At 38.0% G+C, this 15,312-nt stretch carries 14 protein-coding genes; 5 read left to right on the plus strand and 9 right to left on the minus strand.

The genetic code is table 11. The features are described from left to right. The first annotated feature begins 43 nt into the window (after positions 1 to 43). Together AC1M89_RS00535 and epmA are read left to right on the plus strand one after the other, a co-directional pair. The gene (locus AC1M89_RS00535; RefSeq protein WP_481595606.1) at positions 44 to 1,111 is read left to right on the plus strand and encodes a 4-phosphoerythronate dehydrogenase; all 1,068 of its coding nucleotides are present in this window, start codon (positions 44 to 46) and stop codon (positions 1,109 to 1,111) included. After that, a complete protein-coding gene (epmA, locus tag AC1M89_RS00540) occupies positions 1,108 to 2,088 on the plus strand; it encodes an EF-P lysine aminoacylase EpmA (RefSeq protein WP_481595605.1) in 981 nt (326 codons plus the stop codon). The genes AC1M89_RS00535 and epmA overlap by 4 nt, the downstream gene beginning before the upstream one ends. Positions 2,089 to 2,100: 12 nt before the next feature. On the opposite strand, the gene AC1M89_RS00545 is transcribed toward epmA, so the two are convergent. Continuing rightward, complete coding sequence (locus AC1M89_RS00545) at positions 2,101 to 2,556, minus strand: GNAT family N-acetyltransferase (RefSeq protein ID WP_481596792.1); 456 nt, start codon at positions 2,554 to 2,556, stop codon at positions 2,101 to 2,103. Between the two features lie 166 nt (positions 2,557 to 2,722). Between AC1M89_RS00545 and AC1M89_RS00550 the strand changes: the two genes are divergently transcribed. Then, a complete protein-coding gene (locus tag AC1M89_RS00550; RefSeq protein ID WP_481595603.1) occupies positions 2,723 to 3,349 on the plus strand; it encodes a LysE family translocator in 627 nt (208 codons plus the stop codon). Positions 3,350 to 3,384: 35 nt separating this feature from the next. Here AC1M89_RS00550 and AC1M89_RS00555 read toward each other — a convergent pair whose 3' ends face one another. The 8 genes from AC1M89_RS00555 to AC1M89_RS00590 all read right to left on the minus strand — a co-directional run bounded on the left by AC1M89_RS00555 (position 3,385) and on the right by AC1M89_RS00590 (position 14,253). Further along, positions 3,385 to 4,623 (minus strand): multifunctional CCA addition/repair protein, encoded by a 1,239-nt coding sequence (locus tag AC1M89_RS00555; protein ID WP_481613701.1) that lies wholly within the window; start codon positions 4,621 to 4,623, stop codon positions 3,385 to 3,387. A gap of 79 nt (positions 4,624 to 4,702) precedes the next feature. After that, a complete protein-coding gene (locus AC1M89_RS00560; protein WP_481596795.1) occupies positions 4,703 to 6,982 on the minus strand; it encodes an NADP-dependent malic enzyme in 2,280 nt (759 codons plus the stop codon). A 133-nt stretch (positions 6,983 to 7,115) separates the two neighbouring features. Beyond that, positions 7,116 to 9,980 carry an EAL domain-containing protein gene (locus AC1M89_RS00565; RefSeq protein ID WP_481613702.1) on the minus strand — a complete coding sequence of 955 codons (2,865 nt, stop codon included), beginning with the start codon at positions 9,978 to 9,980 and terminating at the stop codon, positions 7,116 to 7,118. 169 nt (positions 9,981 to 10,149) lie between these two features. Next, complete coding sequence (locus AC1M89_RS00570; RefSeq protein WP_481613703.1) at positions 10,150 to 10,860, minus strand: 16S rRNA (uracil(1498)-N(3))-methyltransferase; 711 nt, start codon at positions 10,858 to 10,860, stop codon at positions 10,150 to 10,152. 100 nt (positions 10,861 to 10,960) lie between these two features. Beyond that, a complete protein-coding gene (gene metF / locus AC1M89_RS00575) occupies positions 10,961 to 11,797 on the minus strand; it encodes a methylenetetrahydrofolate reductase [NAD(P)H] (RefSeq protein WP_035266512.1) in 837 nt (278 codons plus the stop codon). Positions 11,798 to 11,873: 76 nt separating this feature from the next. Further along, entirely contained in the window at positions 11,874 to 13,256 is a 1,383-nt protein-coding gene (gene ahcY, locus AC1M89_RS00580) for an adenosylhomocysteinase (RefSeq protein ID WP_481596797.1), read from the minus strand. Positions 13,257 to 13,468: 212 nt separating this feature from the next. Next, a complete protein-coding gene (locus tag AC1M89_RS00585; protein WP_481613934.1) occupies positions 13,469 to 13,711 on the minus strand; it encodes a DUF6500 family protein in 243 nt (80 codons plus the stop codon). A 47-nt stretch (positions 13,712 to 13,758) separates the two neighbouring features. Then, complete coding sequence (locus AC1M89_RS00590) at positions 13,759 to 14,253, minus strand: DUF2938 family protein (RefSeq protein WP_481591309.1); 495 nt, start codon at positions 14,251 to 14,253, stop codon at positions 13,759 to 13,761. Positions 14,254 to 14,324: 71 nt separating this feature from the next. Here AC1M89_RS00590 and AC1M89_RS00595 point away from each other — a divergent pair, with 71 nt between their 5' ends. Together AC1M89_RS00595 and AC1M89_RS00600 are read left to right on the plus strand one after the other, a co-directional pair. Next, positions 14,325 to 14,702, plus strand: coding sequence for a MerR family transcriptional regulator (locus AC1M89_RS00595; protein WP_092766006.1), 378 nt, complete (start codon positions 14,325 to 14,327; stop codon positions 14,700 to 14,702). 84 nt (positions 14,703 to 14,786) lie between these two features. After that, positions 14,787 to 15,290: a cysteine peptidase family C39 domain-containing protein gene (locus AC1M89_RS00600; RefSeq protein WP_481596798.1), complete on the plus strand. Its 504-nt coding sequence runs from the start codon at positions 14,787 to 14,789 to the stop codon at positions 15,288 to 15,290. Positions 15,291 to 15,312: the final 22 nt, after the last annotated feature.

Consider the following 15,312-nt stretch of genomic DNA (forward strand, 5'->3'; position numbering starts at 1 on the left):
CCAGAAGCGTTATCATAATGCTAAAATCTTGATGGGTAGGCTCATGAAAATCGTTGCAGATGAAAATCTCGCATTCACAGATTATTTCTTTTCAGAATTTGGCGATATTGATAATAAAGCTGGTCGTACCTTAAAGCATGAAGATGTGGTCGATGCTGAAGCCTTATTAGTACGTTCTGTGACGAAAGTGAATTCTGCGCTCATTCAAAATACTGCATTAACCTTTGTGGGTAGTGCAACGATCGGAACAGATCACTTGGACATTCCAGCAATTGAACAACAAAATATTCATTGGTCAAATGCTGCAGGATGTAATGCCCAAGCTGTTTCTGAATATGTTATTACTGCGTTATTAGCTCTAAATCCTCATCTTCTAGATGCTGAACAAGATTTCACTTTAGCCATTATTGGGCTGGGTAATGTCGGTTCACGACTCGCACATATGGCGAAACTATTGGGATGGAGCGTCATCGGGGTTGATCCTTTTGTACAAAGAGAAAATATTCAGCAAGTCACTTTAGATGAAGTTTTTTCAAAAGCAGATGCAATTTCTATCCATGTGCCATTAACCACTTCAGGGATGCATGAAACCCGACATATGTTTAATGCTGAGACCTTAAAAAAGCTTAAACCATCTACAATTTTAATTAATTCTGCCCGTGGGCCAGTCATTGAAGAACAAGCTTTGATTGCAGATATTCGAGCAACAGGTCGTAAAGTTGTACTAGATGTCTTTGAGCATGAACCAGTCATTACGGAAGAGTTACTGGATCTTGTGCAATTGGTGACACCTCATATTGCGGGGTATAGTCTTGAGGGTAAAGCGCGTGGTACCCAGATGATTTATGATGCTTTCTGTCAGCATTTCGGCCATCAACCTTCAAAACAGTTCGAAACCCAATTGCCTACATGTGAACAATATTTTAACAATAGTGATCTCAAGCACACGCTGAAAACTCAATTAAACCATATCTACGATATCTTTAGAGATGATCAGAACTTAAGAGCATGCCTCAAAGATGGGAAAGTAGATCAAGCCTCATTTGATCAATTACGCAAAACATATCCATTACGTCGTGAATGGGCTGCTCATGGAGGGCCTCAGGCATGACTGACTCTCTGAGCTATCTACCAACTTGCGATTTTGCTGCCATGAAAGCCAGAGCGAGGATGTATCAACAGATTCGCCAATTTTTTTTAGAACGTGATGTTTTGGAAGTGGAAACTCCAATTTTGTCTCATGCTGGAGTAACCGATGTCCACTTGGCGTCAGTTGAGGCAAGTCGTCATGTGCATGGTCATTTGAAAAAGCACTATCTTCAAACTTCACCAGAATTTGCCATGAAACGCCTGTTGGCAGCAGGAGTAGGGCCAATTTATCAAATCTGTAAAGTTTTTCGTGATGATGAACATGGCCGTAAACATAACAGTGAATTTACCATGCTTGAGTGGTATAGACCTGATTTTAGTCTCAAAGACTTAATGTTTGAAGTTACAGATTTACTCAATGTCACTTTGGCACATCGTTTTGGCGAAGTGCGACCTACGATTTTAAGTTATAAACATGCATTTATAGATCGCTTAGATCTCAACCCACTTAAATCCACATTAAAGGAATTAAAGGATTGTTGTAATCGTGTTGGGTTAAATCTAGATCTGGGTGATGATCGTCTAGGTTATATCGACTTGTTATTTTCGCATATGGTGGAACCGAGCTTAGGTTTTGATACGCCTGTATTTTTAACAGATTTTCCACCAGAACTTGCATCTCTTGCAAAAACTCGAGTTGATGAAGATGGGGAATTGGTTGCAGCACGTTTTGAGCTTTACATTGAGGGCTTAGAGTTAGCAAATGCTTATGATGAGTTGATTGATGCAGATGTATTGCGTTCCCGTTTTGAAGCTGATAATGCTGAACGCGAAAAATTAGGCTTAGATGTTATGCCAATAGATGAAAATCTCTTAGCCGCATTGCCTAAAATGCCAGAATGCTCAGGTATCGCATTAGGAATCGATCGTTTACTGATGGTGGCAACAGAGAAAATGAAATTAGAGCAAGTGATTACATTTCCTGCTGATCGCTCATAAGTTTTTTTATCCTCAGAATAAAGGACGATCTTGAGGAGCTAATATTTTGACAAATGTCGTGCTATACGCTTTAAAACCGTGATTTAAATAAAACTGATGTGTAGGTAATCGTTCAGCACGATTACCACTACTGACCACAATTTTTTGAATACCTTGTTGACTGGCTATATGTTCAACGTGAGCCAACAGTTTTTGACCAATCCCTTTATCGCGATGCGCCTGATCTACAATGAGTACTAGAATGCGAAAATACGGATCAGTACATTCCCATGATATTTCTTCAACAAAACCAATATATGCGACAACTTGTCCATGATCGATAAATACTAGGGTTGTATAACGCTCCTGAGCTTGCAACCTCATTAAACGTTCTTTCATAACTTCTGTTCGAGTTGGATAGCCAAGTTGGGTAGTCAATTCAGCGATCGCTGCAACATCATGGTTTAAATTTACAGGTTTAATCAGCATTGTCGTGGCTCTTGAAACATGGTTTATAAGTATGAATTGAAGTATGTTTAAATAATTTAATCTTTCATGTATTTTGTTTAGATAAATTTAATATTTTATCTTTTAATATTGGATTTAATTCATCTTTCCGATTTGAAGATTTAAAACAACAATCATAGGCGACTATATGTCTTTTTCTATATTTTTATCTTTTGTAATTTATACAATTGTGACATCCATAACACCGGGACCTAACAATTTGATGGTCGCAACCTCAGGAGTGAATTTTGGACTCCGTGCGACTTATGGACACATTTTAGGTGTAGCGATCGGTTTTGGGGTCATGGTGATTTTGGTTGGTTTAGGGATAGGTACATTACTGAGTCAAAATCAATTGGTTTACGAAATTCTAAAGTTGATCGGTATTGCTTATTTAATCTACTTAGCCATTAAGATTGCTCAATCAGGCTCAGTTGAATTAGATAAAACTCAAGCAAAACCCATTACTTTTTTGCAAGCTGCATTATTTCAATGGGTCAATCCAAAAGCTTGGATTATGGCAATGGGCGCGGTGACGACTTATTTAGCTGCAGGCAGTGAATTTTATTGGTATATCATTTTGGGTGTTGTGTTTGGGTTAGTCTGTATTCCATGTACGGGAGCTTGGGGAATACTCGGAGAAAAATTACAAACTTTGGTGCGTACACCACAGCATCTAAAAATTTTCAATTACAGTATGGCGCTACTATTAGTGGCTTCAATCATTAAACCAATGGTTGATTCTTTTAAATATTTTCAACAATCATTCTTTTAAAATACGATTACCTCCTGAGTCTCAGGAGGTAAATATTATGCGTTTACCAAGGATTGATGTTTTTCTCGGTGCGTTGCCAAAGCCTCGATTCTTTTTTGTATCAGCATTTCACCAATATCAGGGCCTTTGATCTCAGGCGGTAAATCAGATGCTTTAATTGAACGAACAATCTGTACCGCATCTAATACATATTTTGCTTGAGGATATTCACGGTCTTCGAGACCTAAGCGACCTTTGGCATCACATTCACATGCTTGTACAAAAGCCTCAACACGTTCAGGACGGCGTAATACATCTAAACGTTGTAATAGACGCCAAAGTGTTCCTGGTTTTAATGTAAACGCCTGATGGCATTTAAGATGTTCTTTGCACACCGCAATTGCCAATTGTTTGGTTTGGGTCGGAACTTTAAGACGTTCACATAAATCAGTCACGGGCTGAACACCACGTTCCTCATGCATGATATGGCGAGGTAACTCATCTTTAGGCGTGAGTGCTTTACCCAGATCATGCACTAATACTGCGAAGCGTACATCCATCGAGTAGTCTGCTTTACAAGCTTGTTGTAATGACATCAAGGTATGAATACCACAGTCAATTTCAGGATGGTATTCAGGACGTTGTGGTACACCAAATAAAGCTTCGATTTCTGGAAAGAGGATTTTGAGAGCATCACACTGACGAAGGACTTCGAAATAAATATCAGCATCACGTTCCATTAAAGCACGAGAAGTTTCTTTCCAAACACGTTCAGGCGTAAGTGCTTGCAATTCACCAGAATCAGCCAAATTTTTCATTAAGGCTATGGTTTCTTCAGCTACTTTAAAACCATACTGATGATAGCGAGCTGCAAAACGGGCAACACGCAATACTCGTAGTGGATCCTCTGCAAATGCATCAGAAACGTGACGTAAAATGCGTTGATTCAAATCTTGAAAACCATGATAAGGGTCGAACAACTCACCATCTTCATTCATGGCCATTGCATTTATGGTCAAATCACGACGAATTAAATCATCTTCAAGGGTTACCGAGGGATCGGTAAAAAATTCAAAGCCATGATAACCATGCCCAGATTTACGCTCAGTACGAGCGAGGGCGTATTCATCTTTAGTTTCGGGATGTAGAAATACAGGAAAATCTTTACCAACAGGTTGGAAACCTTGGTTTAAAAGTTGTTCTGGTGTTGCACCGACAACGACATAATCTTTTTCATGATAGGGGTGTCCGAGCAACTGATCTCGCACTGCGCCGCCTACTAAATAAACTTGCATAAAAAACCTCTATTCTTAGCACCATCATGCATCAGAATAGAGGTTTTCTCAAGTCACAAAACGTGCCCTAAATGAAGGATTAGAGCGCGTTTTTTTCCTCTTCTTGAATTTCTGCAACAGTTAATGCAGTCATATTCACAACACGGCGCGTAGTTGCTGTCGGTGTTAAGATATGAACTGGCTTAGCCGCACCTAATAAGATTGGACCAATTGTTACATTATTTCCTGAAGTTGACTTCAACAGGTTGAATGAAATATTTGCAGCATCTAAATTCGGCATAATCAATAGATTCGCAGAACCTTTGAAGCGCGAGTTCGGGAATGCAAAGCTACGGATATTTTCATCAAGTGCTGCATCTGCATGCATTTCACCTTCAACTTCAAGTTCAGGTGCGATTTCAGAAAGGATTTCATACACTTTACGCATTTTTTGAGCGCTAGGATCAGTCTGATCAGAACCAAAACTTGAGTGCGACAACAATGCTACACGTGGAGTAATACCGAAACGACGGACTTCATCTGCTGCTAATATAGTCATTTCAGCAAGCTGTTCAGCCGTAGGGTTACGATTGATGTATGTATCTGCAATGAACAAGTTGCGATCTTCGAGCATCAACGCATTTAAGGTAAAGAAAGTGTTATGACCTTCTTTTAAACCAATGACATTACTCACGAAATCTAAATGAATATCGTAGCTAGAATACGTACCGCATAGCATACCATCTGCTAAGCCGTGGCGTACTAACATCGCTGCAATCAGGGTCGAACGACGACGTGATTCACGTTGTGCATACTCAGGTGTTACCCCTTTACGCATCATCAGATTATAGTAATCATCAGCAAACTTTTCGTAATCAGGATTTGTTTCTTGATCAACGATAGTGATATTCACACCATTTTCTAAACGTAAACCTAATTTCTTAATATTCGCTTCGATTACAGCAGTACGACCCACCAAGATCGGTTTTGCCAGGCCTTCGTCTACTGCAATTTGAACAGCACGAAGAACACGAAGATCTTCACCTTCCGCATAAGCAATACGTTTAGGATCAGTTTTCGCTTGAGCAAAAATTGGTTTCATCATAAATGCTGAGTTGTAAACGAACTCAGAAAGACGCTGATGATACACGGAGAAATCTTGGATTGGACGAGTCGCTACACCAGAATCCATCGCAGCTTTTGCAACAGCAGGCGCAATTTCAAGAATCAAGCGTTGATCTAGTGGGCGTGGAATTAGGTAATCACGTCCAAATGATGCAGATTTTTCACCATAAGATGCAGCATCAGCTTCTACATGTGCCATACGAGCAATTGCGTGTACACATGCAATCTTCATTTCTTCGTTAATGGTTGTTGCACCTACATCAAGTGCACCACGGAAGATATATGGGAAGCAAAGCGCATTATTGACTTGGTTCGGATAGTCTGAACGGCCCGTCGCCATGATGATATCATCACGAACTTCATGTGCATGTTCAGGCAGAATTTCAGGATCTGGATTAGCAAGCGCGAAGATAATTGGATCCTTCGCCATGACTTTGACCATTTCTTTAGTCAAAATACCCGCAGCTGATAGACCAAGAAACATATCTGCACCAGCAATTACGTCGCCAAGCTGAGAACCTTCGATATCTTGAACATAGCGTTTTTTAGACTCGTCTAAACCTTCACGTTTTTTTGTTAAGAGTCCACGAGAGTCAGCAACAATGATATTTTCTTTTTTAGCACCAAGCGCACAAAGAAGATCTAGACATGACAGTGCAGCAGCACCTGCTCCAGAAGCGACGATCTTGATATCTTCAATTTTTTTGCCGTTCAATTGCAAAGCATTTAAAAGCGCTGAACCTACAATAATTGATGTTCCATGCTGATCATCATGAAAAACTGGGATATTCATACGCTCGCGAAGTTTCTGTTCAATATAGAAACATTCTGGAGCTTTAATGTCCTCGAGGTTAATACCGCCGAAAGTCGGTTCAAGAGCAGCAACAATATCTACGATTTTATCTGGATCGTTTTCTGCAATTTCGATATCGAAAACATCAACGCCTGCAAACTTTTTAAACAGGACGCCTTTACCTTCCATCACTGGTTTAGAGGCGAGGGGACCAATATTACCCAAACCGAGTACTGCAGTACCATTACTGACGACTGCGACTAAGTTACCACGTGCAGTATAAAGCGCTGCTTTAGAAGGGTCTTTTTCAATTTCCAAACATGGCACTGCAACACCTGGGGAATATGCTAATGCTAGATCATGTTGGTTGACGAGTTGCTTACTCGGAGTAACGCTGATTTTTCCTGGCGTTGGAAATTCGTGGTAATAGAGTGCTTGCTGTTTTAAAGATTGATCGTCCATCTGAATCCCAGTTATTACAATGTTCCAGCCTTGCTGGTTTTTTGGTTATATCGGTTCGAATATACCACTAGTTGCACATTGATCACAGTTAAAAGTCGAAATTTCATACATATTTAGGACTTTGGTCTAGCCTTTATTTAATTTTTGAGAATTGATATTCATTTTGCAGAAATTGAGTGCTATCAGCGCTATTTAATGGTCTCGAAAAATAATAACCTTGGAAATAATCACAACCTTGTTTTTTTAAATATTCAATTTGCTCGATATCCTCAACACCTTCAGCAACTAATTTCATCCCCATCGTTTTACCCATTGAAATAATTGCATCGACAATAGCATTATTTTTACGAGTGCCAATCTTTGAAATAAAGGCGCGATCAATCTTGAGTGTATCAATAGGATAGTCGGCAAGATATGCAAGTGAAGAATAGCCTGTTCCAAAGTCATCTAAGGCAATTGAGAAATTTTTATCCTTAATTTGGTCTAACAAATCAAAAACATGAGATGATTTATCTAACAATGATGACTCGGTAAGTTCAAACTCTATAAACTCCGGCTTGAGTGAGTATTTAAGCACGGCTTGATCAATAAAATTGAGAAATTCCCCACGATGGATCTGTTGCGCCACGACATTAATAGAAATTTGTAACTTATCAAATCCTAATTCATGCCATATTTTAAGTTGCTTACATGTCTGGAAAATAACAAATTTTCCGATATCTGAGATCAGACTAGTCATTTCAGCAATAGGTATAAAACGATCTGGCATGATGATGCCGTACTTTGGATGATTCCAGCGGATTAACGCTTCAAAGCCGCTCACTTGCATCGTTTTACTTTCTATCTTAGGTTGATAGTAAATTTCTAAGTCCTGATTTTTTATAGCAAGTCGTAAATCTCTTTCGAGCTCAATGTCACTGCCAAAAATGGATTCAGGCTTGTTGTCATAATAATAGGCTGTGCTGCCCCCTAGTTTTTTTGCTTCTGTTAAAGCGCTTTCCGCGTGACTATTTAAGCTACCAATTTGTCTACCATGATTGGGGTAAATTGCGATACCCAGTGAGACATGAATCATGTGTTCTTGCCCATCGATGATAAAGGGTATTTCAAAGGCCTCAAGGATCTGATCGACGACTTGTTGGATCGTGTAATGACTATGATTTAAGTTGTAAATCATAGCAAAGTCATCATTATTTAAATATGAAATCAGAACAGCTTTAGAACAGGTATATTTCAGTCTTCGGGAAACTTCTTTGAGAACTTCATCTCCAGTTTGATGATTAATAAACTCATTAAAATGTCTAAATCGATCAATGTTGAGACGAATAATAGAAAAATGGCTCAGAATTTTAGATTTACTAATTAGATACTGGTGTAACTGTAAATTAAAATAAACACGGTTAGGTAAATCTGTAAGTAGATCGTAATTCTCTAAGTAGGCCATTCTTTCAAGATTTTGTTTCCGTTCAGTCAAATCTGAAATGATGCCTACATAATTTAAAATTCTATTTTTATCATCACGAACTGCATTGATATGCAGCCACAAGGTTAATATTTTTCCTGAAATAAATTCTTCAGTAACCTCAGCATCATATTGTCCGGTGAGTAACACCGTTTGAGTTATATCGGCGTGATGTTGGCTGAGTTGGGATGTGGAAGATTTGGTAATATCAAAGATGTGTTTTGAGATAATATCTTGCGGTGGGATATTGACCAATTCACTAAAATAAGGATTAACTTCTAAAAAACACAAGTTATTGTCTAAAACGAAAACCCCTTGGGCTACTTGATTAAATACATTCGAAGCTAATTTCAATTTTTCTTGTGCTTTTTTTTCACTTTCAATGTCTTGGAAAATACCCACCATTTTAAGAGGTTTATTATTTTCAGGATCACGTGTAATAACTCGACCAATATCTTTAATCCAAAACCACTGATCTTTTACTTTAGTTCTATAATGTGCTTCAAAACGTTCAGTATTTCCTCTTAAATGTTTACGGAGCTCTTTACGATAATTTTCTTGATCTTCTGGGTGAATAAACTCGTTAATTTGATCAGTAGCACTTTGGTAATGTAAAACCTGATTACCATATTTAATTCCTGAAATTTCAATGGTTCTTTTCTCAATATTCCATAGCCAAGATGAAATTCCAGCAGTTTCATGCGCAAAATCGAGGTTAGCTTGATGGTGCTGCAGTCGATCGTTGATCTTATTAATATCGTAGGTTCGTTCAATTACTTTTTGTTCGAGTAATTGATTATGCATTTGTAATTGGCTTTCAATTTCTTTGGATTTTTCAATCTCATTTTTTAGCTTTTCTTGGAGAAGTGATGACTCCATAAGATGTTTTCTAGATTCAGATAAATAGAATTTATTGTGACTATTTAATATTCCAAGACGGCGGTACATCTTATGGGTAAGGATTGCGCAAATAAGTAATACACCAAACCAAATATTAAAGATTAAACTAAAAACATCAGGAGTATTATCTAAAAAAAGGAAATTGGAGAGGACTATGGCCGAAGCTGAAGGCAAAAAAACATAAAGGAAGTATCGTAACCGCTGTGATAAAAATACAATAGCAAAAGTATAAACAATAGATAACATTAACCCAGCTAAAGTCAACATATGTATATCTTTGACTTCTGGATTATGTTCGGGGATAAGCTGTAATACGGTATAAATACCAATAGCTAGACCAGCTCCAGTAATTAAGCAAACCAATTGTGCCCACATGTCTAAGTTAAAAATACTAATTTGATTAGATTTTTTAAAAAAGAGGGTAAAGCAAAAACAGATTAAAAGAATGGCGGTAAATATAATTAGCCAAATGGTATAAGGTATTGAAAAGCTTTTGAAATAAAAGAAGTAAATAAGTTGATTATAGATGCAGGCAAAGAGCACCCACGCTAAAAAAAAATGCAAATTAGATGTCGCACTTTTGATCTGGCTATCGAGTACAGAGTTGGAAACATGCTCTCCCTGAACTTCACTCATAACTGGTAATACCTTAATTTTCTTTCTACTTTATTTGAATTATTTTTGAGTACGAACTTAAAAAAATATAAATTTAGCGCGACAACTCTTTTCTCATTAAAGTACTGTCTAATTGGAAGAAAATCAATTCAATTGTGATTTAAATCACGGAATTTTGAGAAAATATTTATTAAAATTTGTAATTTAAGATCGATAAAGCAACCACTGGTGCAGTTTCTGTACGTAAAACACGTTCACCAATACACCAATTGATAAATCCATGCTGATTTGCAGATTGGATTTCAGCTTCACTTAATCCACCTTCTGGACCAATGAGTAGCGTTATATTTGAGGAGGCATCATTTAACACATCGACCTCATCTTTATTGGGGGCTAAGACTAATTTCGTTTCAGGGAGTGTGCTATTTAACCATTGTGCCAAAGGGAGTGGAGCTAATATTTTTGGAACAATATTCATTCCACACTGCTCGCAAGCTGCAATTGCTATACCTTGCCAATGATCAAGTTTTTTCTGATCACGGTCGTACTTTAAACGCATTTCGCAACGTTCAGAGGTGAGAAGTTGAATTTCAGATACGCCTAACTCAACCGCTTTTTGAATAGCATAATCCATGCGGTCACCTTTACTCATTACTTGACCAAGTAAGGCATTAAAGTTTGGTGTGCGATTGGTTGGGTTAAATTCTTGAATTAGAACCGAGCCTGTTTTTTTATTGGCTTCAGTTAATTCAACTTGATATTCGCCACCTTGACCATTAAACAAGGTCGCTTTTTCACCGACTTGTGCACGTAAAACTTTGACCCAATGATGAAATACAGTTTCAGTCAGTTCAACTGTTGTATTTACATTAAGGTCTGCTTCAATAAAAAAACGAGGCATCTGCATTACTCTAAAATCGGTAAAATAAAAACTTCTTTTATCTTCAGTCCCTACATCAAATAAGGTGAACCTAAGCTGTCGATAAAAGAAGTCAGGAGACTTATGCTAGACCGAGGTCTTTTACAAGTTGACGAGTTGGATCAGTGGTGTTCATCGTATAAAAGTGTAAGCTTGGCGCACCACCAGCAATGAGGCGTTCACATAGCTTCACAATCACTTCATGACCAAAGGCTTTAATTGAAGCAGTGTCATCACCATAAGCCGCAAGTTGCTTACGAATCCAACGAGGGATTTCGGCACCGGTACCATCTGCAAAGCGAATTAAGTTGCTTGCATTGGTAATTGGCATAATGCCAGGTGCCACAGGAATATTCACACCTTCTTTTTGAATGCGCTCTACAAAGTAAAAATACGCATCTGGATTAAAGAAGAATTGAGTTAAGGCTGCATTTGCACCTGCATTGGCTTTCTCACAAAAGCGTTTGATGTCTAAATCAAAGCTATCTGCTTGTGGGTGCATTTCAGGGTAAGCTGCAACTTCAATCTGGAAGTGGTCACCCGAATGTTCACGGATAAAGCGTACTAAATCCTGAGCATACGGTAATTCACCTAAGCCAACTTGACCGGAAGGTAAGTCACCACGTAGTGCAACTATACGGTCAATCCCTTGAGATTTGTATAAATCTAAAAGTTCAGCGATCCGTTCTTTGCTATCACCAATACAAGAGAGGTGAGGAGCAACAGGCGTGCCTTTGCCATTAAAATCAGCTAAAGTCGAAAGTGTACGTTCACGTGTAGAACCACCTGCACCATAAGTCACAGAGAAAAACTCTGGATTCAGCAACTGCAGTTCTTGGTGAACAACCTTAAGTTTTTCCGCACCTGCATCAGTTTTGGTTGGGAAAAACTCAAAAGAAATTGGAATCTGTTTAGACATGTTCAAATCCTTTGTACTTATTTCAGCAAAATAGAATTCAAAGAAAAGCAGGCTGTTCAGCCTGCTTGTTCAAAGATTAGTATTTATAAGCGTCAGATTTGAATGGACCTTCAACAGCAACCCCAAGGTAGTCCGCTTGTTCTTGAGTTAATTGAGTCAGAACACCACCGAAACCTGCAACCATTGCTGCAGCAACTTCTTCATCTAATTTCTTAGGAAGAAGTTCAACACGAATCGCTGCTTGTTTTTGATCTTCAGGAAGTTCAGCAAATTTCTCTGCGAACAAGTGCATTTGACCTAAAACTTGGTTCGCAAAAGAACCGTCCATCACGCGTGATGGGTGACCAGTTGCATTACCAAGATTTACTAAGCGACCTTCAGAAAGAAGAATGAGGTAATCATTTTCATTTTCTGAACGATATACTTGGTGAACTTGTGGTTTAACTTCAACCCATTTATAACCACGTAAGTAGTTGGTATCGATTTCAGTGTCAAAGTGACCGATATTACAAACTACTGCACCTGCTTTTAATGTATCAAGCATTGCAGCGTCACAAACGTGGTAGTTACCAGTCGTTGTTACGATTAAGTCAGTATTTTGAAGAAGGTCAGCGTTAACGTCTTCTTTTTTACCTGTTTGTACGCCATTCTTGTATGGAGAAACTACTTCGTAACCGTCCATACATGCTTGCATTGCACAGATTGGATCGATTTCAGAAACACGTACGATCATGCCTTCTTGACGAAGCGATTGCGCAGAACCTTTACCTACATCACCGTAACCAATTACAAGTGCACGACGACCAGATAACAGCATGTCAGTTGCACGTTTGATGGCATCGTTTAGAGAGTGACGGCAACCGTATTTGTTGTCGTTTTTAGATTTAGTGACTGAATCGTTAACGTTGATCGCAGGCACTTTCAATGAACCGTCTTTCCACATTTCGAGAAGACGTTGAACACCTGTCGTGGTTTCTTCAGTAATACCGTGAATTTTTGCGAGTACTTCTGGGTATTTTTCATGAACAAGCGCAGTTAAGTCACCACCGTCGTCCAGAATCATGTTGGCATCCCAAGGCGTACCATTTACATTAATTTGTTGTTCAAGACACCACATGTATTCTTCTTCAGTTTCGCCTTTCCAAGCAAATACTGGAACACCAGAAGCTGCAATAGCTGCCGCAGCGTGGTCTTGAGTTGAGAAAATATTGCAAGATGTCCAACGAACTTCAGCACCAAGCTCTACCAAAGTTTCGATAAGAACAGCTGTTTGGATTGTCATGTGGATACAACCCAAAATTTTAGCACCAGCAAGTGGTTTAGCCGCAGAGTAACGCTTACGCAGACCCATAAGGGCTGGCATTTCAGCTTCTGCAAGTTTGATTTCTTTACGGCCGTAGTCAGCAAGTGAAATATCGGCAACTTTATAATCTGTAAATGAAGCATTAACCGCGTTCATCACGATCTCCTTATAAAAAACAAAAATTGATCATTATGTTCGCGGATGCCGTTGTTGGTCCATCTGAGCAGATTGACCGATCGTCGAGCCTGGCGCTTTTACATTTTGTACTTGTAAAACGTCGCAGCATCCCTCGACTAGGGCAGTATTGTACTTATAAACTTGCGAATTTCCAATGTTAAGTTGGTTATTGGTGATTCAAAGTATTTCAATTAAATCGCGTCAACTTCAGATTCCGATGATATTAGAGATTTTATTTTCTGTGCTTTTTCAAAGTGGTCAAGTTTATGTTTCATGATCCACCAATGAGCTACTTCCATGAGTGCATCGGGGTCATTATTTCTATTTGAAAAGAAAGCATAAAATGACAAACCTACAGATTCTCCCTTCCGATCGATTTTTTCATCACAAATTCGAATAATTTTGTCTTTGATTGATTTATTTTGGCAACGTATTAGAAATTTAATTTAAAATTTTTATCATTCAATCTATCAAGCTTTCATTAGTGTAATGTTGAGAAAATGTAGGATTGAATAATTTGGGCTATAAATAAACCGATTCCGAAGTTTAAATGTGCCACTAAGCTATTTTTTATGCTGATCCATTGATTGGGCGTTTTACTCGCAAAGAAACCAAATCCAAGAATAGGTTGCATCACCAAAAATGGGATAATAGCAGTTGAAAGTCCAAATAAAATAGAAGATATAAAAGCTTCCAAAGTAGTATGTGAATTATCGATATAAGTATAAATTAAAGCGAAAAAAATACCGGTTATATAATGAAATACCCAACCCGTAATGTATTCAAATTTGTGTACAGGGGCTTCGGTAATATTTCTGTATACGTATTTTTTATTTTTAACTAAAAAGAAAAACCTACCCAAATAAGCATAGTTAAATGAGGGGATTTTAAAAATCATCGCTCTTGCCCAACCTAAAAAATCCATAATTAAAGTAGCGCTTAGGCCTAAAGCTAAAATGTAAATTAAAATATTCATGAAAGGATGACTCTCTAATTTAAGTCATGCTAGTGTGCAACTTAAAGCTAACTTGAAGTCAAGGTGCATTAATGGAAATAGATATAGGTGATCTAGCTGATCGGACAAATACTTCAACTGCCACGATTAGGTTTTATGAATCAAAAGGACTTATTCGATCTATTGGAAGGAAAGGGCTTAGAAGACAGTATTCATCCCGAGCAATACAGAATATCTCATTAATCAAGATCTTCCAAAATGGTGGTATGACGCTGAGCCAAATTAAAAATATGGCAATTGATCATGAAAAAATTAAAATTAAAAGAGATCAAGTTAGGGAAGCAAAAAACGAAATCAAAGATAAAATTGAGACTTTAAATAACTTACTCTTAATTTTGACACACGTTGAAAAATGTCCATACGATGACCATTTACAATGTCCAGACTTTTTGAAACTTTTAGATGAGTGAGCTTGAATTTTGTATTTAATTTCTTAAATTTTGAAGAAGATTATTTGTTATAATTGATAGCTCAATAAATAATATATATTTTTGATGGAAATTCCCGAAGAACTCGCCAATCTAGAAGCCAATGCTGGTATTTATGCCGTATGGATGCTCTTTCAACATCTTGGGTTAGACCCAGACATTGAACAACTAAAAGAAGTCTGTGGTTATGTAGAGGGTGATGGAACGACCACGATCGGTCTAGCGGTGGGACTTAAAAAATTTGGCTTAGATGTGGAATTTACCACAGATGAAGACAATGCACTTCAAGAGCAAGAAAAGCTAAGTTATTTAGAAGCTGAAAAACTTGCGCTAAAAATATCCCCCGCAATCAGCTATCAAGATATTCAAATCGCATTTGATGCCAATAAGTTCGTGATCGTGTATTACGATACTTTAGAAGGCATTGGTAATCATTCATTGATTTATGACATCAATGAAGAGGAAATCTGCTTTTTTGATAGCTTTGAAGCAATGTCGAAAAAAGTATTTGAGCAGCAAAGGGCAGTAGACGGGATCTGTAGACAAGCCATCATCGCTGAAGTTAATTAATATCTAAAAGTAAGTCACTGTC

This window comes from Acinetobacter sp. ANC_7635 (assembly GCF_056779945.1).

What these genes read in the sequence shown, in the direction of transcription:
- AC1M89_RS00600 (WP_481596798.1), top strand. Translation starts at nt 14,787, where the DNA reads ATGGAAATTCCCGAAGAACTCGCCAATCTAGAAGCCAATGCTGGTATT.
- AC1M89_RS00570 (WP_481613703.1), bottom strand. Translation starts at nt 10,860, where the DNA reads ATGCCTCGTTTTTTTATTGAAGCAGACCTTAATGTAAATACAACAGTT.
- AC1M89_RS00565 (WP_481613702.1), bottom strand. Translation starts at nt 9,980, where the DNA reads ATGAGTGAAGTTCAGGGAGAGCATGTTTCCAACTCTGTACTCGATAGC.
- AC1M89_RS00545 (WP_481596792.1), bottom strand. Translation starts at nt 2,556, where the DNA reads ATGCTGATTAAACCTGTAAATTTAAACCATGATGTTGCAGCGATCGCT.
- epmA (WP_481595605.1), top strand. Translation starts at nt 1,108, where the DNA reads ATGACTGACTCTCTGAGCTATCTACCAACTTGCGATTTTGCTGCCATG.
- AC1M89_RS00560 (WP_481596795.1), bottom strand. Translation starts at nt 6,982, where the DNA reads ATGGACGATCAATCTTTAAAACAGCAAGCACTCTATTACCACGAATTT.
- AC1M89_RS00550 (WP_481595603.1), top strand. Translation starts at nt 2,723, where the DNA reads ATGTCTTTTTCTATATTTTTATCTTTTGTAATTTATACAATTGTGACA.
- AC1M89_RS00555 (WP_481613701.1), bottom strand. Translation starts at nt 4,623, where the DNA reads ATGCAAGTTTATTTAGTAGGCGGCGCAGTGCGAGATCAGTTGCTCGGA.
- AC1M89_RS00590 (WP_481591309.1), bottom strand. Translation starts at nt 14,253, where the DNA reads ATGAATATTTTAATTTACATTTTAGCTTTAGGCCTAAGCGCTACTTTA.
- AC1M89_RS00535 (WP_481595606.1), top strand. Translation starts at nt 44, where the DNA reads ATGAAAATCGTTGCAGATGAAAATCTCGCATTCACAGATTATTTCTTT.
- AC1M89_RS00595 (WP_092766006.1), top strand. Translation starts at nt 14,325, where the DNA reads ATGGAAATAGATATAGGTGATCTAGCTGATCGGACAAATACTTCAACT.
- metF (WP_035266512.1), bottom strand. Translation starts at nt 11,797, where the DNA reads ATGTCTAAACAGATTCCAATTTCTTTTGAGTTTTTCCCAACCAAAACT.
- ahcY (WP_481596797.1), bottom strand. Translation starts at nt 13,256, where the DNA reads ATGAACGCGGTTAATGCTTCATTTACAGATTATAAAGTTGCCGATATT.